Origin of the sequence: Collinsella aerofaciens, assembly GCF_039758815.1 — a bacterium.
GTDB classification, from domain to species: Bacteria; Actinomycetota; Coriobacteriia; order Coriobacteriales; family Coriobacteriaceae; genus Collinsella; species Collinsella aerofaciens_BP.
The window spans coordinates 239,660-263,445 of the sequence record NZ_JBDMSK010000002.1; the positions used below are offsets into that span (position 1 = coordinate 239,660).

The following is a 23,786-nucleotide window of genomic DNA, read 5'->3' on the forward strand; positions in this document are numbered from 1 at the left end:
GATTATTGTCTAAAATAACCCGATGTGCCAAACTGCTCTTGTATGTATAAAGACGGCATAAAGTTTTTTGTCCTAGACAGATAACCGGATGTCTAAGGGAGTCCTCGTGGCACACAACAAACTGGAGGCAAACCTCCAAGACCAGCGCGGGCAAGGCGGGCACGGAGCCATCCCCCTCTCCGCTGGCATGCTGCTCGTAACGCTCGGCGTCGTCTATGGCGACATCGGCACGAGCCCCATGTACACCATGAAATCAATCGTCGCCAACAACGGCGGCATCGGTACCGTCAGCGAGGACATGATCCTGGGCGCGCTTTCGCTCGTCATCTGGACCATGACGCTCGTGACCACGGTCAAGTACGTGGTAATCGCCATGAAGGCCGACAACCACAACGAAGGCGGCATCTTCGCCCTGTTCAGCCTCGTACGCAAGGTGGCACCATGGCTGATTCTGCCCGCCATGATCGGCGGCGCGGCGCTGCTCGCCGACGGCATCCTCACCCCCGCCGTCACGGTCACCACAGCCATCGAGGGTCTGCGCACCATCGAATGGGGCCATGCGCTGCTGGGCGACGGCCAGACCAACGTCATCATCATCACCATCATCATTATCTGCGGCCTATTTGCCATGCAGCGCGCCGGCACCTCGTCAATCGGCAAGCTCTTCGGCCCGCTCATGACGCTGTGGTTCCTGTTCCTGGCAGGCGCCGGTCTGTTCAACATGCTCGGCAACCTGTCCATCTTGCGCGCGCTCAACCCCATCCGCGGCATTATGTTCCTGTTCTCGCCCATCAACCATTCGGGCATTATGGTGCTCGGCTTTGTCTTCCTCTCGACAACCGGTGCCGAGGCACTCTACTCGGACATGGGCCACGTGGGCAAGGCAAACATCTATGCATCCTGGCCATTTGTTAAGGCGGCCCTTATCCTCAACTATCTGGGTCAGGGAGCTTGGCTACTCGCCAATAACTCCAACCCCCAGATGCTCGCGATGGATATCGTCAACCCGTTCTATATGATGCTCCCCGAGCCCCTACGCCCCTTTGCCATCGTGCTTTCGGCCGTGGCGGCCATCATCGCCTCACAGGCGCTCATCACCGGCTCGTTCTCGCTGGTATCCGAGGCAACGCGCCTCAACCTTATGCCGCACCTGCGCATCCACTACCCCAGCGACACCAAGGGCCAGCTCTATATTCCGCTCGTCAATAACATCATGTGGGTCGGCTGCATCTTCATCGTGCTGCTGTTCCAAAACTCCGAGCGCATGGAGAGTGCCTACGGCCTCGCCATTACCGTGACCATGCTTATGACCACCACGCTTTTGACGAGCTATATCGCCGGCATTCTCAAGCACAAGCTGGGCGCCTGCGTCTTCGCCCTGCTCTTCGGCGCCATTGAGCTGTGCTTTTTCGCCTCGTGCCTCACCATGTTCTTTGACGGCGGCTATGTGATGATCTTCTTGGCCGCACTGCTGTTTGGCCTTATGTATGTGTGGCGTCGCGGCACCGCCATCGAGCGCACGCAGACGATTCTGCTGCCCGTCTCCAAGTACATCGACCAGCTCAATCGCCTGCGCAATGACGAGACCTATCCCGTGCTCGCCGACAATCTGGTATTTCTCACCAACAGCCCCGACCCGCTCACACTCGACCGCGACGTGCTCTATTCCATCCTGGACAAGCACCCCAAGCGCGCCAAGGCATATTGGTTCATCAACGTGCACGTTACCGACGAACCCTATACGCACGAGTATTCCGTCGAGACCTTTGGCACGGACTTTTTGTTCCGCGTGCGCCTGGACCTGGGCTTTAAGGTCAACCAGCGCGTCAACGCCTATCTGCGTCAGATCGTCGGCGACTTGATGGCATCGGGCGAGCTGCCGCCGCAACATCACACCTACTCCATCTACGAGACGCGCGGCAACGTAGGTGACTTCCGCTTTTGCATGCTGCGCAAGATGCTTGCCCCCGAAACGGACATCAACCGCAATGACCACCGCGTGATGGCCATCAAGTACGCCGTCCGCCGCGCCTGCGGAAGCCCGGCACGCTGGTACGGTCTCGAGAACTCGGCCATCATCATTGAGTACGTACCGCTCTTTGCCCGCATGCGCCCGGCCGTCAAACTTGTGCGCACCCAGGTGCCGCTCGAGGTTCAGATCGAAGAGGCCGAGGAAATGGAGGTCGACATCTTCTCGGACGACTTGGTCAACGGCAACGAAGCCGGTAAGGACATGAACGTCGATCCCACCGAGTTGCTCGAGAGCGTCGCCGATACGCCCGAACAGCAACAGCTCGACGGCCTCGAGAACGAACAACTCAACGACGCCAACTTCTAGCGGCGCCATAAATCAACGACAGCGGCCCTGCGTCTCACGATCTGCCAGGGCCGCTTTTGTCTGCGTTTTTGGCCAGGTAAAACACCTTTGAGGCTTTACCTGGACGTAATCGTAGACTGCTATTCGGCATTTCCGGGGCTAGACAACCGCCTGGCCCCAATCGGTCATATAACCCTAGCCCACATTGAAATGCTATCGAAAAAGAAGCAGGCTATAGAGACTGGTCTCTCACCCACTCGATGAGTTCGGGAATCGCATAAGCGTATTGCCAGGTAAAGTTATGAGTGTTTCCACCCTGGACCGTCTTGTCGGTGCTATCGAGAGTTCCCTTCTCTACATGAAGGAAAACGACATGCGCCCCATCGGTCACCGCTTGTTTACAGGCCGAGGAGCAGACATCCGAGAGCTCGACCATAAGCTCATCGAGCGTCTTCTGGCTGCTAGCCGCCTTGGCTCCTTCCTGGTTACCCGAAGGGTTTTTCTCTCCCGTTGCGTCGTAATCAACCCACAGGCCACTCGTATGTCCTTCGCCGTCATAGTTATAGGCGCAATTCAGCTGCTTCTCAACATAAGGAATTCCGATACTCGCGACACCCTTCTCGGGATCCGTCATGCCGCCATAGGAATTGGAATCGTCTTCAGAAACGAATATCACCATGGGCGTCTTGGCAATCGGAGTCATGTTGCCTTGCCCGGCAACGAGCATAAGCGCTGCAAAGGAATTGTCATCGGGATGCTTGGAGGCATATTCGATGAGGGCCATGCACCCGGCAGATTCGCCCGTCCCGTAAATGCGATCCGGATCGATTGAGTAACCCTGGTCGATCAGGTCCTCGATTACATGCAGGCAAGTCTCGATATCGCAACAAGTTCCAGCGATCGTCAGCACAAATTGTGACCCATCAGCCCAGGCAAGGGCTCCCAGACCTTGACGAAGATTCACCCTCACATCGCAGGTGGTTACCCCCGCATCCGGCAGGAAGAGCGTGATGGGGTATTTCTTTGCCTTGTCGTAGTCGTCAGGCTGTGCCAAGGCAAACGAAGCATGGAATCCAGTTTTGGGGTCATCGTAGGTCCCTGCAACAAACTTGTCTGCCTCGGAGTTGAGAACAGTCGAAGCCACGAGATATCGGGAGGATGTCTCGTCGCCTGTAAGCTTTTTACCTGCAGAATCCTTGAGATCCTTTATTTGGGCGATTTTGACGCAACCGCTATCAAGGGATACGGGACCGTTTGAGCCTACGCACCCACGCGTCATCTGAAACATCAACGTCTGTGCGCCCGCATCTGCTGGATCGAGCTCGACGATGACGTACGTTCCCTTGCTTTTGCCCCCTTCATCACTCAGCTCGGCTTTGTCGTTTACATAGGCAGTGACAATCGAGCGTCCCAAAACCGAGAAAGATCCCAGCCCCTTTTCCTGAGCCTGTTGACCGATGCCGCCATGTCCGGGATCAACCGAAGACGCATCGACATCCACGTCGTATTCAATCGCCACGCCGACAATCTTCTCTCCGATTGCATATGTTTTCGCAAGTGCAGAAACAGAGATAACGTGCTCGTAGAATTCGCTAACGTCGCTATCCGTGCCACCCGATTTGCCGTCGCTATCAACCTTCAGTGCATCATCCTTGCCGGCAGCCACGCTTCCCGCGCCGCTTTCGCTTCCAGACGCGCAGCCAACAAGCATAGAGGCGGTGCCCGCCAGCATTGTGGCCCCACCGGCCGTTAAAAAGCTTCGCCGACTCATTTCGAAAGCCATTTTTATTGCCCCGTTCCCCAGCCCGCTTCTGACTGGATTTTCAGCATTTCTAATCAGAAATTAACGAAACGGAGTCCGTGCCTTCGAAGCGCCAAAACAGGGAATCCGTTGATGCCAGATGCCCGGCGCGCCGCTCGGAAGTAAAACTAAAGAAATTTTATATAATCTAAATGAGCCAATCGATTCGCTTTTGAACGGCTATTATTCCAAAGATGAATTGAAGCTACCGTTTGTTTAATATATCTTGACAAAGTCATCGGCATCATGTTTGCCTTCAACTTCTGATCTACCAAGCGGCCCTGCGCCTCACGAGAGACGCAGGGCCGCTTTGCATTGCAGTAAAGCTAACGGCTACGAACGACGCGGCTCGGGAACCACGAGCCTATCGGGGCTCGCGCCCTCGGCATCCATCAGGCTCACGTAGCGAATCGACGGATCCCCATACATCGCGTAGTAATAATTGCCCGTGCGCGCGCTAAAGCATCCGGTATAGATAGTCTTCTCGAACTTGCCATCGCCCATCCTGGACGCCCCCTCAATCATCACCACGCCCTCGAGTGAACGGAACATGCGGACGACGTTTTCGGTCTCGCTCTCCTTTTGCGGGTAATTGGCATTGAGGTACGCCGCCTTTACAAAACGGCTCGGCGAATAGCAATCACCCGGAATACCGCGCATGCCGGCACCCGCACCATAGGGCTTGAGCTCGGCGCCACGCCATGTCGCCGTCTGCGGAAAATCGCTTGTGGCAGTGATATAGGTGCGCAGGTTTTCCATGTGCCACGGGAAGGTCGGCTGGTTGGCAAGGGTGTCGACCGGATCGTCGTATACATGCAGGCCGTCAGCCATCATCTCGACCACGATGCTACGCTGGTTGTCGCCGATAATCCAATGGAGCAGCGACACGCCCAGCCCCTCTCCCGCAGATTTGGCGACAATCACCGTATCGCGCAGCGCAGCCTCGACCTCGTCGACCGTCGAGAACGTCGCTGCCACCCACAGGGGAAACTCATAGGCCGCGATATTGGTCTTGCCGTCAACAGGGTCCTCGGCATACTCGGCATAACCCGGGAAATTGAGACCCGCCACGGCGAGGCCCGCATCGTTGCCGCAGTCGAAGAACATAGGGTAGTTCTTGTAATCGATGCACATGCCGATTACCGCGTGTGCCGCCGACGCATCGTCGATAAACGAATACGGAATGTGGAACCCGCGCGGCATCACGCGAACCTGTTGGCCGTAGTCAAAGCTCCAGTCGAGGTTGCGGCCCAGATACATGTGGCCAGAATTATCGGTAAATCGAATGCTCGTGCACATAGCGCCTCCTAGCTTTACGTTCTTGCTAAGGTTATTGTCACCAAACAAAAAGGCGCTAAACACAAAAGCCCGGACATGACAACAATGTCACGCCCGGACCAAAAGAGACGAAGTGCGGTGCTGTAGTCACCCTAGACAAGTTTACCTTGGCAGTGATCGATCATATGCTGGACCATCTGTGCCTCGAAGCCGACGAAGTCCTGCTTGCACTCGCGCATCTTGCCGTCGACGATCACGTCATAAGCGACCTTGCACTTGATATAGCGCGTGGACTTGGTGACCTCCTCGTGCGTCAGGCAGCTCTCCTCCATCTTGCTGGCGCCCAGGCCAAACACCAGACGGGGGTTGTAGAGCACGTGGGGCTCGCCGGCGTCGTCCAGATAGACGCAGACCTTCTTGGTAACGCCAATCTGGTTAGCGGCAAGGCAGCCGGCATCGTCGAGCGACTTGATGGTATCGATCAGGTCCTGTGCCACCGACTCGTCCTCGACGGTCGCGACCTCGCAACGCTGGGACAGAATAGCCTCGTCGTGGCAGAGCTCTTTAATCATACGTTCCTCCATAGGGGTCGTTGTAACTGCTTAAGTATACGGTACCCACACATTTTCATACGGAAAATACCGCCCGTCCGCTACAAAGCGCCGAACATCAACATGTGAGGAACAGCAAGGTTGTAAAGGCGATATAGTGAGTGAGTTCGTGTCAATCGGCCTAAACTCGGGGCCGAACAAGGAAAGGGTATGCATGGACGAACTATTTCACGTCAGCGAGCGCAAGTCCACAATCGGGACCGAACTTCGCGCTGGACTGACAACGTTCCTGGCAATGGCCTACATCATTGCCGTCAACCCCGCGGTGCTCTCGGGCGCCGGCATCGATGCGGGAGCGCTCGCCTGCGCCACTTGCCTGGGCGCCGGCATCATGACCATCTGCATGGGCATCTTCGCCAACCGCCCGCTCGCCTGCGCGTCGGGTCTGGGCATCAACGCCATGATCGCGGGCATCGCCACCACCATGTGCGGCGGCGACTGGCACGTGGCCATGAGCGTTATCTTCCTCGAGGGTATCGTCATCTTGCTGCTCGTCCTGTGCGGCCTGCGCGAGGCCATCATGGACGCCATCCCCGTGGTCCTGCGCCACGCCATCTCGGTGGGTCTGGGTCTGTTTATCGCCATGATCGGCCTGTGCGACGCCGGCATCATCACCGCTGGCGCCGGTACGCTCGTCGGCCTGGGCGACATCGCCTCCCCCACCTTTATCGTCGGCATCATCTCCATCATCGTGACGGTTGCCCTGGCTTCCCGCAACGTGCCGGGCTCGCTGCTCATCGGCATCATCGTCGCCGTTATCGCCGGTATCCCGCTGGGCGTCACCCATGCGCCCGCGGGCCTTATCGCCCCGCTCGACTTCTCGACCTTTGGCGCCCCGTTTGCCAGCACCGCCGATGGCAACATGGCCATCGTGAAGGTCCTGACCGACCCGATGCTGCTCGTCGTGGCCTTCTCGCTGCTCATGAGCGACTTCTTCGACACCATGGGCACCGCCATGGCCGTCGCCAAGCAGGGCGAGTTCTTAACCGAGGACGGCAATGTCGAGGACATCCGCCCCATCCTGGTCGTTGACTCCGTGGCCACTGCTGCCGGTGGCTTTATGGGCGTCTCCTCCATCACCACCTTCGTCGAGTCCACCTCTGGCGCTGCCGACGGTGGCCGCACGGGCCTCACCTCCGTCACCACCGGCGTGCTGTTCATTCTCGCCGCGTTCTTCTCCCCCATCGTCACCATCGTTTCCAGCGCCGCCACCTGCGGTGCTCTGGTCTACGTCGGCTACCTCATGATGAGCGAGGCCTCCGAGATCGACTGGTCCGACGTGTCGCAGGGTTTCCCGGCGTTCATGATTGTCGCCGGCGTGCCCTTCACCTACTCCATCTCTGCCGGCATCGGTCTGGGCTTTATCGCCTACGTGATCGTCGCGCTCTTTAAGGGCGAGGCCTCCAAGATCAAGCCGCTCATGTGGATCGCAGCCCTTGCCTTCCTCGTCTACTTCTTCGTGGCGTAACGGCATAGTCTGCTAAAACAAAACAACAAGGCGCGGAGTCGCATCGAACGGCTCCGCGCCTTTCTTTTAGCGTCTGCCCCCGTGCCAGCGTGCGACAATTGAGGCTGTCAATATCACAACACCGAGAGAAGCCTGCCTTGGAAGCGCATCATAAGCAGATAACCGTTTATTCAGAGTGTACGGAAGGCGCGCCCGTCATTTACCTCCCCGTGGTTATGGGCGACGGTAGTGGAGTCTACGAGCGCTGCCGAGAGCTCGACTGCCCACCCTTCACCCTTGTCGCCATTGGCGGGCTCGATTGGAATCGCGAGCTGAGCCCTTGGGAATGCGAAGGAACCGTACGCGATGCCGAGCCCTTTGGTGGACAGGCGTCCGAGTTTCTCGATGAACTGCTGAACCGAATAATCCCAAAGGTCGAATCATCGCTCCCACAGCCACCTGTTTGGCGTGGCATTGCCGGTTATTCGCTGGCGGGCCTCTTTTCGCTTTGGGCCCTCTGGCAGACCGATGTCTTTGACCGCTCCGCAAGCGCATCGGGCTCCCTGTGGTTTCCTGGCTTTATCGACTACGCGCACGAGTACACGATGTCGAACGCGCCCGATGCCGTCTATCTGTCACTCGGCAAAAAGGAGACCAAGACACCCAACCGCATGATGAGGCACGTCCTCGAAGACACACGCGCCATGGAAAAACTGCTCGGCGAACGTGGTATTCCCGCGACGCTGGAGCTCAACCCCGGCAACCACTTTGCCCAAACTGACCTGCGCATGGCACGCGGCATCCACTGGATACTGACGCATTAAAAATGGCGTCCACGCGTACATACGCATGGACGCCATTTTTAATTTGGCTGAACGCAGCTACTATTCAGCAGTCTCCTCAAGCTCGGAAGTATCGAACTCAAAGTCGTTACCGGGCAGGATGGCGTTGAGCACAATGCCCACCAGCGAGCCCACGGCAAGGCCGGAAAGCGAAATGGTCACGCCGCCCAGCTCCAGCACGATGGCACCGGTGGTACTGTAGGCAATGCCGAGCGAAAGCACGAGCACCAGAGCCGCCACCAGCACGTTGCGGTTGTTCTGGAAATCAACCTGGTTCTCGATAAGGTTGCGAACGCCCACGGCACTGATCATGCCGTAGAGCACAAGCGACACGCCACCGATAACGCATGCCGGCATAGCAGCGATCACAGCGGCAAACTTGGGGCAGAACGAAAGCACAATGGCACAGCAGGCGGCAATGCGAATCACGCGCGGGTCGAACACGCGCGTCAGGGCAAGCACACCGGTGTTCTCGCCATACGTCGTATTGGCAGGGGCGCCAAAGAGCGATGCCAAGATAGTCGCCAGGCCATCGCCGAGCAGGGTACGGTGCAGACCGGGATCGGCAATGTAATTGCGTTCGCAGGTAGAGCCAATGGCGGAAATATCTCCAATGTGCTCAATCATGGTCGCAAAGGCCAGTGGCATGATGGTGATAATGGCCGTCGTGGCAAGACTGCTATCGAACTGCGGTCCAAAGAGCGCGAACACGGTGTTGTCCCACACGACAGGTAGACCGACCCACGGCGCGGCGGCAACCCCCGAAAAATCAACCTCGCCCAGCGCAGTCGCAACGGCATAGCTCACCACGACGCCCAGCAGGATCGGCACGATCTTGACCATGCCGCGGCCCCAAATATTGCAGATGACGATCACGGCCACAGCGATAACGGCGACAAGCCAGTTGGTCTGGCAGTTGGCAATGGCAGAGCTTGCCAGGATCAAGCCGATGGAAATGACGATGGGGCCAGTCACCACCGGCGGGAAGAAACGCATGACACGCTTGGCGCCAAAGGCGCGGAACAAGGCCGCAAGCACCGGATAGAGCAGGCCGGCACAAGCTACGCCCAAGCAAGCGTAGGGCAAAAGCTCGGCCTCGCCGTTGGGCGCAATGGCGGCATAACCCGCGATAAAGGCAAACGACGAGCCCAGGAACGCGGGCACCTTACCGCGCGATAGAAAATGAAACAGCAGCGTGCCGATGCCGGCGAACAGAAGCGTCGTCGAAACGGAAAGGCCGGTGAGCACAGGCACGAGCACCGTGGCTCCGAACATCGCAAACATGTGTTGCAAACCCAACACAAACATGCGCGGGCGGCCGAGCGACGATGCATCGTAGATGGCATCGGTGACGGCGGGCGTCGAGGATTGGGACATGGAAGTCCTTTCATGATGGAAGGGCGATCAGGCATATCGGATAACCTGCCCGAACGATACGATCCGAACCATTGTACGTGATACGCCATGTCTCGCACCCGCCGTCACCTGCAAACGGTAACGCTACTTCCAAACGCGCTCAGCAATGCGCTTGACCAGCGCGATCTTTGCCCACTGTTCGTCCTCGGTCAGCTTGTTGCCAATCTCGCAGCTGGCAAAACCGCACTGGGGCGACAGGTACAGGTTCTCGAGCGGCACGTACTTTGCGGCTTCGCGGATGCGCTCGACGATAACATCCTCGTTCTCGAGCTCTGCCGCCTTGGTGGTTACCAAGCCCAGCACGACCTTCTTGCCCGGGGCAACGTACTTGAGCGGCTCAAAACCGCCGGCGCGCGGCGTGTCGAACTCCAGATAGAAAGCGTCGACGCCCTCATGCGCAAACAGGTACGGCGCGATGGGATCGTAGCCGCCTTCAAAAGCGTAGGTGGAGTGGTAGTTGCCGCGGCATACATGCGTGTTGATGACCAGATCGTCGGGCTTGTCCTCGATGGCGGCGTTGTTGAGCGCCACGCCCAACTCGCTTACCTTTTGCAGGTCGACCGGACTCATGCCGGTCTTGGACACAAAGTCGGTATCGCAGTAGATGCCCCAGGTGCAGTCATCAAATTGGATGTTGCGGCAGCCTGCGGCATACAGGTCGGCAATCACGGTGCGGTATGCAGCCGCGATGGCGTCGGCGAGCTCTTCGTCGGTCTTGTAGACGGCGTGCAGACTCTCCTGCTGGCCATCGCAGCGGTCGAGCGTGACTTCGGAGAACGTCTGGATCGGTGCCGGAATAGTCTGGCGCGCGACCTGGCCCTTGCCCTCGAGCGCCTTGACAAACTTAAAATGCTCGACGAACGGATGATTCTCGCCGCTAATGGGACCGGTAACCACAGCGGTGTTGGCCGTCGTCTCCTCGTCATGGAACATATAACCCGTGCGTGAGGTGCGGCGCTCAATGCCGTTAAGGCCCCACATAAAATCGAGGTGCCAGTAGCTGCGGCGGTATTCGCCATCGGTAATTACCTGTAAGCCGGCTGCCTTCTGCTTGGCCACCAAATCGCAAATGGCCTCATCCTCGACGGCCTTAAGGCCGGCGGCGTCGAGCGTGCCCGCGGCATAGGCGGCACGCGCATCCTTAACAGCCTGGGGACGAAGAAAGCTGCCGACGATATCGGCGCGAAACGGCGCGTTCGGTTGAATCAAGGTGCTCATAGATATCTCCCTTTGCATTGGTTGCTTTACTGGGACAGAGTATGAGCGCTCATATGGCTATCGTAAAATATACGTTTATAACAGTTTGATATAGATGCTTCCTATATCAAATGAGACTGCCGCAAAGAGATTTGACCCGTGCAGAACGCAGCAATCTAGATGTGCTGACGGATCGCGTCGATATAGGCCTGTCCATAGCGCGTGAGCGTCGTGTTCTTGCGCGTGATGATGCCAATCTCCATGTACTCGTCTACATCGAGCGGAATCGAGATAATACCGGGGCCGTTAAGTTCATGGCTGATCACGCCCGAACACACCGTGTAACCGTTAAGGCCCATAGCTAGGTTGAACAGCGTCGCACGGTCGCGCACGCGGATATTCTTGCGGCGCTCAAAGGTCGAGGTCAGCTCCTCGGAATAGTAAAACGAGTTGTAGCTGCCCTGCTCATAGGACAGGAACGGGTAGTCTTCCAAGTCCTCGAGCGTCACACTCGAGCGACCCGCCAGTGGATGGTCTGCGCACACGAAGACATGCGGCGTGGCGCAGAAGAGCCCCTCGAATACGAGCTCGTTGGCGGCAAGCATGCGCTCGATAACCTCGCGGTTATGCTCGGATAAGTACAGGATGCCCAGTTCGCTTTTCATATGCGCGACATCCTCGATAATCTCGTGAGTCTGCTCCTCGCGCAGGGTGAAGTCGTAACGCGCGGCATCGAACTCGCGGATCACGTCAACAAACGCGTTAACGGCAAAGGAATAATGCTGGCAGCTCACGCTAAAGTGCGACACCTGCTCGGATGTGCCCTTGTACTTGCCCTCGAGCAGGTCGGCCTGGTCGAGCACCTGGCGCGCGTAGCCCAAGAAGGTCTCGCCTTCCTCGGACACAATGACGCCCTTGTTGGTGCGCTCAAAGATGTGTACACCCATCTCGTTTTCGAGATCGCGAATTGACGCGGTAATCGAAGGCTGCGACACAAAGAGCCGGCGCGAGGCCTCGGTGATGCTGCCGCATTCGGCAACTTTGACGACATATCTGAGCTGCTGGAGCTTCATGGCTTTCTCCCTAGACGTTCGTGACGTCGAAACCCGTCGCGTCCATCTGACGCATAAACGGCGGCATCTCCCCCGTCGCGGCGCAGGCGGCAATCTGATGCAGAGCCCCGGCAACCGCATCATCTGCCGCAGCGCCGATATGCCAGCGCGCGGCAGCCGTGACGGCCTCGTTGGCATTGGCGACTGCAACGGAATTGGGAACGGCATCGATCATGGGCAAATCGTTATCGGAATCGCCGAATACGGCCACCTCGTCGGGCGTCAGGCCCAAAGCGCGCGCCAGCTCCAGCGCAGCACAGCCCTTGTCCCAGCCGGTCGGAAGAACGTCGAACAGGCGCACGCGGTTGTTGGGAAACACGAGCGAGAGCTCCGGCACCTCGGCGGCAACACGCTCGCGCAGCTCGGCGAGCTCCTCGCGCGAACGGGCACTCCAGATATTCGCCTTGTATACCGGGGCATCGTCAACGACAGGGCGACAGGGAGCCTCTTCGCCCTTGAGCCACGCGTTGCCGCCTGACTCCATGGCGCGACGCACACGCTCGGGATCGCTTGTCACGCAATAGGCGTCGTTGTCCCAAAAGTCATCACCCAGACGGTAGACCTTCAAATAGGTATCGTCGGTCTCTTGCTCCAGGTAGTCGGCCAGGTGCATAAGGGCATCGTTATCAGTTGCGCGCGAGGCAACCGCCTCGCCATCGACAAACATCACCTGGCCGTTGCAAAACGCACCGGTCGAGAAGCACTCGGAGCGATTGCGGAACATCCAGCTCATCGCGGACGGCTGGCGACCCGAAACCGGGCCAAAATGCAGGCCCGCCGCCTGCATGACATGAATGCCCTCGATGGCGCAGTCGCTGGCGCCATCGTGTCCAGCAGGAATCAGCGTATCGTCCATATCGGTCAGCACAAGTTTAATCATAAGGTCCCCTCGGTCATTCTTAATCCCATCTATTGTACCGACCTGCCAAAAAGGGACAGGTTTATTTTGGCAGGTTTTATCTGGGAAAACGCAAAGTCCCAGTTGTTACCTGCCAAAATAAACCTGTCCCTTTTTGGCAGGTGCGCTAGTATAGGGAACAACAGATTCGATGCGGGAGTGCCGGCGGTGCAAACCACAAGGCTGAGAGGGCATGGGGCCCAATCCTTTGAACCTGTCAGTTAATGCTGGCGTAGGGAGCATGCCGCCTTTACAGGGGCGCTGTCTATGCACAGCGCCCCTTTTCTATGCCAAGGAGGCATGTGCAGTGATTGATTCGGAACAGCTTAAGCAAAACGTGGTCAAGGCCGTGGAGGAGATTCGCGCCACCAATCCGATGGCCGGTTCCATCACCAACACGGTGACGATCGACTTTGTCGCCAACGCACAGCTCGCCGTGGGCGGATCGGCCGCCATGGTCTATCTGCCCGACGAGGGCGAGGCACTCGTTGCCGGCGGCGGTGCCATCTATCTCAACATGGGCACGCTCTTCCCCATCTACGAGCAGACGATTCCCCGCGCGGCCAAGGCGGCACACGACGCCGGCAAGCCCTGGGTGCTCGACCCGGTGGGCCTGGGCATCGGCAGCCTGCGCACCCAGCTGGTAAACGAACTCAAGCAGTACAAGCCCGCCATCGTGCGCGGCAATGCCTCCGAGATCATTGCACTCGCCGGCCTGTGGGGTCTTGAGGGCGAGGCGGCTGATCTGAGCCGCGTGCGCGGTGTCGATACCACCGACACGGTCGACGCCGCCCGCGATGCCGCCGTGGCGCTCGCCCGCTACACCGGCGGCGCCGTGGTCGTCTCGGGCGAAGTCGACCTGATTACCGACGGCACGACCGTGGCCAAATCCCACGGCGGCAGCCCGCTCATGTCCAAGATCACCGGTTGTGGCTGCTCGCAGGGCGGCGTGCTGGCCGTATACGCCTGTGCTGCCGATCCGTTTACGGCGGCAGTCTGCGGCACTGCCGTCTACAACGTTGCCGGCACGCGTGCCGCCGCTGTCGCCGATGCCCCGGCAAGCTTTAAGGTCGCCTTTATCGACGAGCTCTACCGCGCGACCGCCCAAGACATCGCCGATAACCGACTCGAGCTCGAGGAGGCATAAGTCATGTCCGAGCCCGAAACCAATGCCGGCATGAACACGCTCGTCGCTGTGGCCATCGCCCCGTGCGGCACCGGCGATGAACTGTCCGCCGAGGTCGCCGAAGTCGTGCGCGTCATTCGCGAGAGCGGCCTTCCCAACCGCACCACCTCGATGTTCACCGAGATCGAGGGCGACTGGGACGAGGTCATGCAGGTCGTGCGCGACGCGACCTTTGTGTTAGCGAGCAAGGGCATCCGAACCGAAGTCGTGCTCAAAGCCGATATTCGACCTGGATTTACCGACACCATGACCGGCAAACTCGAGCGCATGGAAGCGCAGATCAAAAAGCAGGAGGAAGCACGATGAGCATCCGCGACAACCTTGATATCTCGGCCTATCTGGTGCTCGGCCCCGAAAACACCCTCGGACGCCCCGTGGGCGATGTGGTGGCCCAGGCGCTCGACGCCGGCTTTACCTGCATTCAGGTGCGCTCCAAGGTGGCAAGCGCCCGCGAGATCATTGCGCTGACCGGCGACGCCGCGCAGGCAATCGCACAGGCCGGCAAGACCGGTCAGGTCGCCTTGCTGATCGATGACCGCCTTGACTGCGTACTCGCCGCACGCGAGCAGGGCATTGCGGTCGACGGCGTGCACGTGGGCCAGAGCGATATTCCCGTCGAGGTCTGTCGCAAGCTGCTGGGCCCCGACGCCATCGTGGGCCTTTCGGCCCGTTGCGAGGAAATGCTCGAGTACGTCAAGACCGCCGACATGAGTCTGGTCGACTACCTGGGCATCGGCCCGCTCCACGAGACCGAGACCAAGCGCGACTGCGGACGCGCAGCCGATGGCTCCATCATCACCAAGAGCTTTGAGGACCTGGCCGCACTCCACGCGGCAAGCCCCGTGCCCATCGTGGTGGGCGGCGGCGTTAAGACGGCCGACTTGCCGCAGCTTAAGGCAACCGGCGTCGACGGCTTCTTTGTGGTGAGCGCCGTCTGCAGCGCCGACGATCCCTACGCCGCGGCCAAGGAGCTTGTCGACACCTGGCAGCAGGCATAGGCATAGGCCGAGCAGCTGATTCGCAACCTCATATCTTCAATAGTGGAAAGCGCATCCCGGTTCGAACGTCCATTCCGGGATGCGCTTTCCGTATGCGACCCTTACCCCGCCAGATACGCTTCCAACGCCGGCAAAGTCGCCTCTGCATCGTGGCGGCCGACCTGGTAGATGCGCTCGAGCTCATCCGGTTCGCGGCACAGCGACGGCACCTTCACCGATTCGCTCGGCCGCACCACAAAGATTTCCCCGGCAGCCTCTCGACGTGCCAGGTCATCGAGCGTGGCATTGTAGACCTCATGCCGATGCTCAAGCGCTGCAACAAACTCCGGATAGTGACGGAACACGCGCCGCAGCATGGGCATCACGCTGTTGGGCTGCTTCACAAAGCCCGCCGGCTGCGTGAGTACCACGATATTGCGGTCATACCCCTGCGCAAACAGCCATGCGCTGGGAATAGAATCAGCCACGCCACCATCCAGATACTTATGCCCGTCAATAGCAACGGGACGCGTCGCCACAGGAATGGCAGACGACGCCCGGATCCACTCGATATCGCGCTCGTCGCCATACGGTAGATCGTGGTAGACGGCCTTGCCCGTCTCGATATCGGTACACACGCACGTAAATCGCATGGGGCAGGCGCGATACGCCCCCAAGTCGATGGGATCGCGCTCGATAGGCACCTCGTGATAGGCAAAATCGGCATTGAACATATCGCCGGTTCGCAGCCAGCTGGTCACGCTCGCATAGCGCTTGTCGGCGCAATAAGCCTTGTTGTAACGAATGGCACGGCCGATCTGGCGCGATTTAAAGTTGTAGCCAAACGCCGCGCCCGCCGAGACACCCACCATATGGTCGCAGGTCAAACCGCGCTCCATCCAAACGTCGAGCACGCCCGCCGTATACATACCGCGGTAGCCGCCTCCCTCGAGCGCAAGCCCCACCGTGCGCGTCGTATCCGGCTGTGCCATGTGACCATCTCCGTTCCTGCGTTTTAAAACGGGACAAGTATACCCGTCAACATATATCGACTCAGTCGCATTTTTCATGCGCACCCAGGCGTTGCCGTTTGGCGAATAATAGCCGCCCACAGCATGTGCGCCCATATATAATTGTGCACTGTTGTCTATACTACTCAGCTGTTATCAACAGCGAACATTAGCCGGCAAAGTAACTCAACAACGCAGCAAGGCGGGGGCCTGGATACACGCAAGGCGCCGAGCAACGACGCGTGTACACTACGAGCTCGCCCGACGCCATCCGCCCCGACCTCAGAAAGCCGCTTACAACATGGACACCGCCAGCAATTACACCGAAACGCTCGAAAAGACCGTCCGTGACCTTCTCGATCGTCAGGATGATCTGATTAGGACGGCCTTTACCGACCAGCTCACCGGACTTGGCAACCGCGGCGGCTTTGCCCATTCCCTAGAGGAAATCTGGGAGCAGGAACTGCCCGTGACCATGGCGTTTATCGACATCGATAACCTTAAGCACTGCAACGACGTCTTTGGGCATGACGAGGGCAACCGCTATATCTTGCAGGTAAGTCTCTATCTCAAGCTGTATATGAAAGTGGACGAGGCGGCGTTTCGCATAGGCGGCGACGAGTTTGCCATCCTGTCTACGATTGCGACCGAGGACGACCTCGCCGAGCGCCTGGAACACTGCCGAACGGTCCTACTCAAAAACAACGATTCCGAGATGCCTCACTCGTTTAGCTACGGAGTGTCGCACGCCGACCCCGCCCTGGGTGAAGTCTCCAATCGCATGACACTCGATGCCGACCATCGCATGTACGACTACAAGCTACGCCATGCCATGCATCTTGATCGACGCAATATCGCGCAAGTCCACACCGACGACTTCGAAATAAGCGATCGCGTTTTTGACGCCTTTTCGATGCTCAACGAAGGCCGTTATTGCTTTATCGAGAACTTGGACAAACATCGCACCCTATGGTCACAAGGCGCCCTGCGCGATCTCGGTCTTCCTTCTGAGCATGTAGACAACTGCCACGATTACTGGAAAACGCGCGTCCACCCCGATGACCTTGAGGCCTACATCAACGACATCGACCAAATCTATAATGGCTCCAAACACCGCCGCGTCATGCAGTACCGCATGCGCAATGCCGCGGGCGACTATGTCCTCTGCCGCGCTCGCGGGTTTCGTATCGACGGCGACGGAAATACCCCCTCGCTCTATGTCGGCGAACTTGTTAACCACTCACTCGCCGAGACCGTCGACGCCGCCACGGGCCTCGGAACGCAGCGCATGCTGATCAACGCTATCGATGCCTGCCGTCGCGACCGTTGCGAGACGGGGCTTATAGCGGTCCGCGTTTGTGGTACGGCAAAGTTCAACGAGCTCTACGGGGCCGAGGCTGTCGACAACATGCTCGCCGAATACGCAGGCCGCATGTTATCGATCACCCGCGGCAGAAGTCGCGTCTTCCGCTCGCGAAACGCCCAGTTCGTCGTGCTCAGCAACGATCTGGACCACGAGGCATTCGAGCAACTGACCCATCATCTTAAAGAGGCCGTTTTCGCTCCTGTTCGAATCGCGAACGACACCATTACCCCCGTCTGTCTTGTCATCCCGGCCTTTTACGAACGCTTAATCAATCAAGCGACCGCTGTTTTAGGCGAACTCGACCGTCGTCTTCGCGCCGCCGGCGGGCTTGCCCCCAACGACAGCCTCCCCATACCCGAGATTGAGCGTAAAAGCGCCGTCGCCGAACGCATCGATACGCTCACGGGCCTCTATCGACCCAGCGAGTTTATGCGGCGTGCCAACGCATTTCTGAGGACAGGGCGCGACGGCGCTTGGTGTATCGCCACCGTCGACATGGGTCATATGCGACTGTTTAACGAATGGCACGGACAGGCCGAGGGCGACCGCGTGCTCGCCGATGTGGGCACGGTCCTCAAAGACATCGAGAATGCCGAGATGGGCGTCGCAGGATACTGGGGCCAAGACGACTTTTGCATTCTCATCCCCTTTGAGCACGACACCGTCCATCAAATCTATAACCGCGTTCGCGCCGCCGTGGCCAAGCATGATGACGGCGTGGGTTTCTGGCCGTCCATGGGCGTTTGCCCCATCGATCCCAACGAGGAAATCACCATCGACGCGCAGGCCAAGGCCATGTTTACCAATCGGCGCGCAAAAAACGACTTTAAGGAGCGCGTCGCCATTTTCCGCCCCGAGGAGTACGAGCGCGAAACCGCGTTCCACCGCACGCTGACCGAATTCCAGTATGCGTTCTCAAACGGCCGCATTACCTACTACCTGCAGCCCCAGGTCGACATGGAAACTGGCGAGATCGTTGGCGCCGAGGCGCTCACGCGCTGGATTGGCAAGGACGGTTCCCTCATTTCGCCTGTAACGTTTATCCCCGCACTCGAGGAAAGCGGCTTTGTAGTGACGCTCGACAAGTACATTTGGCAGGGCGTCGCCTCGTGGCTGCGCGAGCGCATCGACCGGGGGCTTCGCGTGGTTCCGATCTCGCTCAATGTGTCGCGCGTGGATATCCTTGCCTGCGACGTTGCCGAACATATGGGAGCACTTGCCGCCCAATACAACCTACCGCCCGAACTCATGCGCATCGAGATCACCGAGACAGCCTATACGGGAGAATCCGAGGCCGTGGATAAACTGACTGCCGACCTGCACACCCGCGGCTTCTCAACCTATATGGACGACTTTGGCACCGGCCAGTCCACGCTCGCGATGCTCAAGAACGTCAACGTCGACGTTATCAAGCTTGACCGCACGTTTGTTCCCGCCGACGGAGATCAAGGCCGCAGCGCGCAAATCATTACATCAATGCTCGATATGGCGCAGTCGCTCCATCTGCCCGTCGTGGTCGAAGGCGTCGAGACAAATGAGCAGGCGAACATGCTACGACAGATGGGCGCCCGCTACGCTCAGGGCTTCCTCTACTACCGCCCCATGCCGGCGAATGATTTTGAGACATTGCTCGATGGTGGCAATAACAACTGATACGCTCGCGCGCAAAACGCCACCGCCGAAGGGGGCATTTGTCTCCATTAGCTAACTTATATCCCCAATTCAAACCGGATTGGGGATATGATACAAACCGTTGTTCTGCCCAAGGAGGTTATTCATCATGAACGAGTCATACCGCTTGGGCGAGCAATCGATTATTGCCTATCTTCAGCGACTTGCGAATGGTGTCTCGACCGCCGAACTCGATGTTTCCGCGCTGCCTGCTGAGCTACGCGCCGTTGGTGAGCAACTGCAAAAGACGCATGCCATCCTGCAACAAGAGCGCCAGCTGCTTGAGTGCAACGCCTATATCGATCAGCTCACCAACTTGGGCAACCGCGGCGGACTCGACCGTCACGTCGAGCAGCTCTGGCGCAAAGGCGACCCCTTCACCTGCGCCTATATTGACATCGACCATCTCAAGCATTGCAATGATAGGTTCGGCCACGCCGAAGGCAATCGCTATATTCTGGGCATCTGCCGCGCGCTCACCGAGGCAATGGAGTACGATGAAGTGCTGTTCCGTATCGGTGGAGATGAATTTGTACTCGTGTCCCCCACGACAGGCGAAGCCGAACTCGAGCAGCGCTTGGAGCGGACACGCACCAATCTTGTCGAGGCAACATCAGACGGCAAGGCGCCCATGATCGCTAGCTTTAGCTTTGGCTGCTCGCGCGTCAATCCACTTGCCGGCGACACGCGTCGCCAGATGACGATGGATGCCGATCGCAAGATGTATCGCTATAAGCTTATGCATCGTGTGCAGCAACCGAAAGACAATGACGCGCCGCCACACCCAATTGCCGAGCAGCTTCCGTGCAACGACCGGGTGTTCCAAGCGATCTCCATGAGCTCCGAGACGCGCTATCCGTTTATCCTCAATCTCGATACGGGCGAATCGCAATGGTCGGTTAATGCCGTACGCGATTTTGACCTGCCCTCCCAGCATCCTTTTAACTCACTCGACTTGTGGCTTGCCCGCGTTCACCCCGAGGACCGCGACAACGTACGCGCCGAGCTCGATATGGTGATAAACGGTGCGTGGCACTTCCACTACATGCAGTATCGCGTGATGGATGCCACCGAAGCATACGTGCTTTGCGACTGCACGGGCTACCGCTTGGACGGCACCGATACCGAGCCCAACATGTACGTGGGCATGATTATCAACCGCAGCTTGGCAGATACGACCGATTCCGTGACCGGCCTGGGCGACATCCACGCCCTGGTCAACGCCATTGGCGAAATGCGTCGCGTCGCGCGCAAGGCGGGCTTGGTCGCCATTAAAATCGACGATATCGCTCAGGTCAATGCCCGCTTTGGCTTTGATGCAGGCGACCGCGTTTTGGCGGAGAGCGCTGCCTGCCTCATGGATTGTTCGCGCGGCAAGGGTCGTCTGTTCCGTTCGACGGGACCGATGTTCGTGGCGCTTTTCGACGAATTCGATCCCGAAGAGACCGACGCGATCGCAGAGGAAATCGAGCGGTTCCTGGGCTCTCCCGTGCTCTTTGGCTCATTTGAATATCAGCCGCCCCTTCGTGTGGCTACGCTTCATCTGGACGCCGTCGACCGACAGCCCGTTTCCATTCTGAATGAGCTCAAAGCGCTACTTGAAGAAGCGCCGCAGGTACCGGGCACCAAACTGGACTAGCGTCGTGGGGCGCGATGTGAAACACAAGCCGTTTCGCATCGCGCCCCACGCCATCTGCTCTCTCGTGCGATAATCCTCCGCAGAAGTCACCAAAAGCAGAGGGAGTTTGTGATGAAGGTTCTTTTGGTCAATGGCAGCCCCAAGGCAAACGGCAACACCGCCCGCGCGCTCGCCGAGGTCGCCGAGCAATTGCATGCCGAGGGCATCGATACCGAGGTGTTCCAGCTGGGCGCCAAGCCCATCCGCGACTGCATCGGCTGCGGTCAGTGCGCCAAGCTTGGCGGTCGATGCACCTTTGATGACGACGTGGTAAACGAGCTCATTGCCACCGCCGAGCAGGCCGACGGCTTTGTCTTTGGCTCCCCCGTCTACTACGCACACCCCAGCGGCCGCATCCTCTCTGCCCTCGACCGCGCGTTTTATGCTGGCAGCAAGGCCTTTGCGCACAAGCCGGGCGCCGCTGTCGCCGTTGCCCGCCGCGGCGGCACGTCGACCACGTTCGACGTACTCAACAAGTACTTCACCATCAACCAGATGCCCGTGGTCGCCTCCACATACTGGAACAACGTCTTTGGTGCCATGCCGGGCGAGGCCGCCCAGGACGCCGAGGGCCTGGCCACCATGCGCAACATCGGCAAGAACATGGCTTGGCTCCTGCATTGTATCGAGGCAGGGCAGGCTGCCGGCATCGAAGCCCCCGAAGCCGATCGCGAGCGCACCAACTTCATTCGTTAGAACGGCGGAACATGAATATCCAGATTTTTGGCACCAAGAAGTCCTTCGATACCAAGAAGGCCCAGCGCTATTTTAAGGAGCGCCGCATTAAGGTGCAGTTTATCGACCTGAAGGAAAAGGAGATGAGCAAAGGCGAGCTCACGAGCGTGATGCAGGCGGTCGGCGGCATCGACAAGCTGCTCAATCCCAAGGCCAAGGACGAGGAGACGCTCGCGCTCATCCAGCACCTCACCCCTAGCCAGCGCTTCGACAAGTTGCTCGAAAACCAGCAGGTTCTAGCCGAGCCCATCGTGCGCAACGGCAAAAAGGCTACCGTCGGTTATTGCCCCGATGTATGGGGAGCCTGGGAGTAGCCTGTGTTATTTGCCGGCGCGTGGGTATAAGAGCAGGCGTTTGGCATAAGATTCAACTGTAAGCCATGTCTAACAAAGGAGGGCACATGCCCAACAAACCCGTGAAGATCATCATGCTTACCGGATACCTCGGTGCCGGCAAGACCACGCTGCTCAACCACATCCTCGCTAACGACGGCGGCATCCGCGCCGCCGTGATCGTCAACGATATCGGCGAGATCAACGTTGACGCCAGCCTCATCGCCGACGGCGGCCTTTCCGAGACCGACGACCTCATCCCGCTCACCAACGGCTGCATCTGCTGCACGCTTTCGGATGACCTTGCCAACCAGCTGCAGGGCATCGCCGATTCGGGCAACTTCGATTACATCATCATCGAGGCCTCGGGGATCTGCGAGCCCATCCCCATCGCCTACACCATCTCGAGCTTCTGCGACGAGGCCAAGGTGGGCGGCGAGCCCAAGCTTGCGCTCGACAACATCGTGGCCGTGGTCGACTGCGCCCGCATGTACGACGAGTTCAACGGCGGCCGCGACCTGCTGGCAGAGGATATCGACGAGGACGACATCGAGAGCCTGCTCATCCAGCAGATCGAGTTCTGCTCCACGCTGATCCTCAACAAGACCGACACCGTGACGCCTGAGCAGATCGCCGAGCTCAAGGCTATCGTGCGCAGCTTGCAGAAGGACGCCGTGATTGTCGAGGCCCAAAACGGCGAGGTCCCCATGGAGGAGCTGCTCGACACCGACCGCTTCGACTTTATGCGCGCCTACAACTCCGCCGCCTGGATCGAGGCCATGGAGCATCCCGAGGAGCACGACGACCCCGAGGTGCTCGAGTACGACATCGAGACCTTTGTGTACTCGCGCCGCAAGCCGTTTGACCTGCAGAAGTTCACCGATTTTGTTGAGCAGGAGTGGCCCGACGAGGTCATCCGCGTCAAGGGTCCGCTGTGGCAGACCGGCGATCCGGACATGTGCTACATGTTTGAGCAGGCCGGCCACCAGATGCGTCTGATGGAGAACGGCCTGTTTGTCGACTCGGCGCCCGAGGGCGAGAAGCAGAAGATCATCGACGAGAACCCCGAGATCATGCAGATTTGGGACGACGAGACGGGCGACCGCATGACGAGCCTGTGCATCATCGGCCGTCACATGGACAAGGATGCGCTCATCGCCTCCCTCGATGCCTGCCTGACCGACTGGCACCGCGCCTAGGTTTATCCAAGCGGGCATTTTTCCGCCTACGTAACCGCCAAACCACCACGAAGGTGCCTGTCCCCTTCGTGGTGGTTTTTCGTTCTGAGCCAAGGAGATTCATGTTCAACATTGTGCTGTATGCGCCCGAGATTCCGGCCAATACGGGCAATATCGGCCGTACCTGCGTGGTCACCGGCGCCCGCCTACATCTGGTGGAGCCGCTGGGCTTTTCGCTCGATGACAAGACGGTACGTCGCGCCGGCCTGGGCTACTGGCAAAACTTGGACGTGGCGACCTATGCCGGCTGGGAGGATTTCCTTGCACGCAGCGGCCTCTCCCCCGCCGACGAGCGCCTGCATCTGCTGACCAAAAAGGCACGCCGCACCTATGCGCAGAGTACCTACCGCGATGGCGACTACTTGGTCTTTGGCAGCGAGAGCTCGGGCATTCCCGAGCCGCTGCTTGCCGCGGCGCCCGAGCGCTGCGAACGCATCCCCATGTTGCGCGATTGCGATTCGCTTGACAACGCCGAGGCCTGGGAAGCCCACGAGGAATCGCTCGGACATACCGAGGACAGCCACAAAGCCATCCTTCAACAGGATATCTGCGGCAACTTCGTCGACCCGGACGACTACCGCATCAGCGCACTCAACCTCTCCAACAGCGCTGCTATCGTCCTCTACGAGGCCCTGCGCCAAACAGGCTTTCCGGGAATGTGACCAAGGAACTGT

Annotated in this window: 20 protein-coding genes and 1 riboswitch; of the genes, 12 read left to right on the plus strand and 8 right to left on the minus strand. The window is 58.9% G+C overall.

The window, feature by feature from the left end; genetic code table 11:
- The first annotated feature begins 88 nt into the window (after nt 1–88).
- On the plus strand, nt 89–2,338 hold the full coding sequence (locus ABHT90_RS02615; protein ID WP_346981481.1) for a KUP/HAK/KT family potassium transporter: 2,250 nt from the start codon (nt 89–91) through the stop codon (nt 2,336–2,338).
- A gap of 211 nt (nt 2,339–2,549) precedes the next feature.
- Here the strand turns inward: ABHT90_RS02615 and ABHT90_RS02620 are convergent, their stop codons facing one another.
- The 3 genes from ABHT90_RS02620 to ABHT90_RS02630 form a co-directional block, all read right to left on the minus strand.
- Nucleotides 2,550–4,100: a hypothetical protein gene (locus tag ABHT90_RS02620; protein WP_346981482.1), complete on the minus strand. Its 1,551-nt coding sequence runs from the start codon at nt 4,098–4,100 to the stop codon at nt 2,550–2,552.
- A 351-nt stretch (nt 4,101–4,451) separates the two neighbouring features.
- Nucleotides 4,452–5,417: a choloylglycine hydrolase gene (gene bsh, locus ABHT90_RS02625; protein WP_099431374.1), complete on the minus strand. Its 966-nt coding sequence runs from the start codon at nt 5,415–5,417 to the stop codon at nt 4,452–4,454.
- A 131-nt stretch (nt 5,418–5,548) separates the two neighbouring features.
- Nucleotides 5,549–5,968 carry a peptide deformylase gene (locus tag ABHT90_RS02630; RefSeq protein WP_346981483.1) on the minus strand — a complete coding sequence of 140 codons (420 nt, stop codon included), beginning with the start codon at nt 5,966–5,968 and terminating at the stop codon, nt 5,549–5,551.
- A gap of 193 nt (nt 5,969–6,161) precedes the next feature.
- Here ABHT90_RS02630 and ABHT90_RS02635 point away from each other — a divergent pair, with 193 nt between their 5' ends.
- Together ABHT90_RS02635 and ABHT90_RS02640 are read left to right on the plus strand one after the other, a co-directional pair.
- Nucleotides 6,162–7,475, plus strand: coding sequence for an NCS2 family permease (locus tag ABHT90_RS02635; RefSeq protein ID WP_346981484.1), 1,314 nt, complete (start codon nt 6,162–6,164; stop codon nt 7,473–7,475).
- A 137-nt stretch (nt 7,476–7,612) separates the two neighbouring features.
- Nucleotides 7,613–8,278, plus strand: a complete 666-nt coding sequence (locus ABHT90_RS02640; RefSeq protein ID WP_346981485.1) for an alpha/beta hydrolase — start codon at nt 7,613–7,615, stop codon at nt 8,276–8,278.
- Between the two features lie 60 nt (nt 8,279–8,338).
- Here ABHT90_RS02640 and ABHT90_RS02645 read toward each other — a convergent pair whose 3' ends face one another.
- The 4 genes from ABHT90_RS02645 to ABHT90_RS02660 form a co-directional block, all read right to left on the minus strand.
- On the minus strand, nt 8,339–9,673 hold the full coding sequence (locus ABHT90_RS02645) for a uracil-xanthine permease family protein (RefSeq protein ID WP_346981486.1): 1,335 nt from the start codon (nt 9,671–9,673) through the stop codon (nt 8,339–8,341).
- Between the two features lie 123 nt (nt 9,674–9,796).
- A complete protein-coding gene (locus ABHT90_RS02650; RefSeq protein WP_346981487.1) occupies nt 9,797–10,930 on the minus strand; it encodes a 5-methyltetrahydropteroyltriglutamate--homocysteine S-methyltransferase in 1,134 nt (377 codons plus the stop codon).
- A 155-nt stretch (nt 10,931–11,085) separates the two neighbouring features.
- On the minus strand, nt 11,086–11,982 hold the full coding sequence (locus tag ABHT90_RS02655) for a LysR family transcriptional regulator (RefSeq protein WP_346981488.1): 897 nt from the start codon (nt 11,980–11,982) through the stop codon (nt 11,086–11,088).
- A gap of 10 nt (nt 11,983–11,992) precedes the next feature.
- Nucleotides 11,993–12,901 carry an HAD-IIB family hydrolase gene (locus ABHT90_RS02660; protein WP_346981489.1) on the minus strand — a complete coding sequence of 303 codons (909 nt, stop codon included), beginning with the start codon at nt 12,899–12,901 and terminating at the stop codon, nt 11,993–11,995.
- 163 nt (nt 12,902–13,064) lie between these two features.
- A riboswitch (TPP riboswitch) is annotated at nt 13,065–13,175 on the plus strand.
- 51 nt (nt 13,176–13,226) lie between these two features.
- Between ABHT90_RS02660 and thiM the strand changes: the two genes are divergently transcribed.
- The 3 genes from thiM to ABHT90_RS02675 are packed head-to-tail and all read left to right on the plus strand — an operon-like array spanning nt 13,227 to nt 15,103.
- Nucleotides 13,227–14,066 (plus strand): hydroxyethylthiazole kinase, encoded by an 840-nt coding sequence (gene thiM / locus ABHT90_RS02665; protein ID WP_346981490.1) that lies wholly within the window; start codon nt 13,227–13,229, stop codon nt 14,064–14,066.
- 3 nt (nt 14,067–14,069) lie between these two features.
- Nucleotides 14,070–14,411 (plus strand): thiamine-binding protein, encoded by a 342-nt coding sequence (locus ABHT90_RS02670; RefSeq protein ID WP_346981491.1) that lies wholly within the window; start codon nt 14,070–14,072, stop codon nt 14,409–14,411.
- The gene (locus ABHT90_RS02675; RefSeq protein WP_006234517.1) at nt 14,408–15,103 is read left to right on the plus strand and encodes a thiamine phosphate synthase; all 696 of its coding nucleotides are present in this window, start codon (nt 14,408–14,410) and stop codon (nt 15,101–15,103) included. Before ABHT90_RS02670 ends, ABHT90_RS02675 begins: the two co-directional genes overlap by 4 nt.
- Before the next feature lie 101 nt (nt 15,104–15,204).
- Here the strand turns inward: ABHT90_RS02675 and ABHT90_RS02680 are convergent, their stop codons facing one another.
- Nucleotides 15,205–16,074: a patatin-like phospholipase family protein gene (locus ABHT90_RS02680; protein WP_346981492.1), complete on the minus strand. Its 870-nt coding sequence runs from the start codon at nt 16,072–16,074 to the stop codon at nt 15,205–15,207.
- Between the two features lie 319 nt (nt 16,075–16,393).
- On the opposite strand from ABHT90_RS02680, the gene ABHT90_RS02685 reads away from it, so the two are divergent.
- The 6 genes from ABHT90_RS02685 to ABHT90_RS02710 all read left to right on the plus strand — a co-directional run bounded on the left by ABHT90_RS02685 (nt 16,394) and on the right by ABHT90_RS02710 (nt 23,774).
- Nucleotides 16,394–19,111, plus strand: a complete 2,718-nt coding sequence (locus ABHT90_RS02685) for a bifunctional diguanylate cyclase/phosphodiesterase (protein ID WP_346981493.1) — start codon at nt 16,394–16,396, stop codon at nt 19,109–19,111.
- Nucleotides 19,112–19,238: 127 nt separating this feature from the next.
- Nucleotides 19,239–20,768: a diguanylate cyclase domain-containing protein gene (locus ABHT90_RS02690; protein WP_346981494.1), complete on the plus strand. Its 1,530-nt coding sequence runs from the start codon at nt 19,239–19,241 to the stop codon at nt 20,766–20,768.
- A gap of 111 nt (nt 20,769–20,879) precedes the next feature.
- Complete coding sequence (locus ABHT90_RS02695; RefSeq protein ID WP_346981495.1) at nt 20,880–21,503, plus strand: flavodoxin family protein; 624 nt, start codon at nt 20,880–20,882, stop codon at nt 21,501–21,503.
- Between the two features lie 11 nt (nt 21,504–21,514).
- Complete coding sequence (locus ABHT90_RS02700) at nt 21,515–21,856, plus strand: arsenate reductase family protein (RefSeq protein WP_022093957.1); 342 nt, start codon at nt 21,515–21,517, stop codon at nt 21,854–21,856.
- 86 nt (nt 21,857–21,942) lie between these two features.
- Complete coding sequence (locus tag ABHT90_RS02705) at nt 21,943–23,073, plus strand: GTP-binding protein (RefSeq protein ID WP_117797701.1); 1,131 nt, start codon at nt 21,943–21,945, stop codon at nt 23,071–23,073.
- A gap of 101 nt (nt 23,074–23,174) precedes the next feature.
- Nucleotides 23,175–23,774: a tRNA (cytidine(34)-2'-O)-methyltransferase gene (locus ABHT90_RS02710; RefSeq protein ID WP_195404294.1), complete on the plus strand. Its 600-nt coding sequence runs from the start codon at nt 23,175–23,177 to the stop codon at nt 23,772–23,774.
- Nucleotides 23,775–23,786 lie beyond the last annotated feature (12 nt).

What these genes read in the sequence shown, in the direction of transcription:
- ABHT90_RS02650 (WP_346981487.1), bottom strand. Translation starts at nt 10,930, where the DNA reads ATGAGCACCTTGATTCAACCGAACGCGCCGTTTCGCGCCGATATCGTC.
- ABHT90_RS02675 (WP_006234517.1), top strand. Translation starts at nt 14,408, where the DNA reads ATGAGCATCCGCGACAACCTTGATATCTCGGCCTATCTGGTGCTCGGC.
- ABHT90_RS02670 (WP_346981491.1), top strand. Translation starts at nt 14,070, where the DNA reads ATGTCCGAGCCCGAAACCAATGCCGGCATGAACACGCTCGTCGCTGTG.
- ABHT90_RS02680 (WP_346981492.1), bottom strand. Translation starts at nt 16,074, where the DNA reads ATGGCACAGCCGGATACGACGCGCACGGTGGGGCTTGCGCTCGAGGGA.
- ABHT90_RS02710 (WP_195404294.1), top strand. Translation starts at nt 23,175, where the DNA reads ATGTTCAACATTGTGCTGTATGCGCCCGAGATTCCGGCCAATACGGGC.
- ABHT90_RS02635 (WP_346981484.1), top strand. Translation starts at nt 6,162, where the DNA reads ATGGACGAACTATTTCACGTCAGCGAGCGCAAGTCCACAATCGGGACC.
- ABHT90_RS02705 (WP_117797701.1), top strand. Translation starts at nt 21,943, where the DNA reads ATGCCCAACAAACCCGTGAAGATCATCATGCTTACCGGATACCTCGGT.
- ABHT90_RS02615 (WP_346981481.1), top strand. Translation starts at nt 89, where the DNA reads ATGTCTAAGGGAGTCCTCGTGGCACACAACAAACTGGAGGCAAACCTC.
- bsh (WP_099431374.1), bottom strand. Translation starts at nt 5,417, where the DNA reads ATGTGCACGAGCATTCGATTTACCGATAATTCTGGCCACATGTATCTG.
- ABHT90_RS02700 (WP_022093957.1), top strand. Translation starts at nt 21,515, where the DNA reads ATGAATATCCAGATTTTTGGCACCAAGAAGTCCTTCGATACCAAGAAG.
- ABHT90_RS02655 (WP_346981488.1), bottom strand. Translation starts at nt 11,982, where the DNA reads ATGAAGCTCCAGCAGCTCAGATATGTCGTCAAAGTTGCCGAATGCGGC.
- ABHT90_RS02685 (WP_346981493.1), top strand. Translation starts at nt 16,394, where the DNA reads ATGGACACCGCCAGCAATTACACCGAAACGCTCGAAAAGACCGTCCGT.
- ABHT90_RS02620 (WP_346981482.1), bottom strand. Translation starts at nt 4,100, where the DNA reads ATGGCTTTCGAAATGAGTCGGCGAAGCTTTTTAACGGCCGGTGGGGCC.
- ABHT90_RS02630 (WP_346981483.1), bottom strand. Translation starts at nt 5,968, where the DNA reads ATGATTAAAGAGCTCTGCCACGACGAGGCTATTCTGTCCCAGCGTTGC.
- ABHT90_RS02695 (WP_346981495.1), top strand. Translation starts at nt 20,880, where the DNA reads ATGAAGGTTCTTTTGGTCAATGGCAGCCCCAAGGCAAACGGCAACACC.
- ABHT90_RS02690 (WP_346981494.1), top strand. Translation starts at nt 19,239, where the DNA reads ATGAACGAGTCATACCGCTTGGGCGAGCAATCGATTATTGCCTATCTT.
- ABHT90_RS02645 (WP_346981486.1), bottom strand. Translation starts at nt 9,673, where the DNA reads ATGTCCCAATCCTCGACGCCCGCCGTCACCGATGCCATCTACGATGCA.
- ABHT90_RS02660 (WP_346981489.1), bottom strand. Translation starts at nt 12,901, where the DNA reads ATGATTAAACTTGTGCTGACCGATATGGACGATACGCTGATTCCTGCT.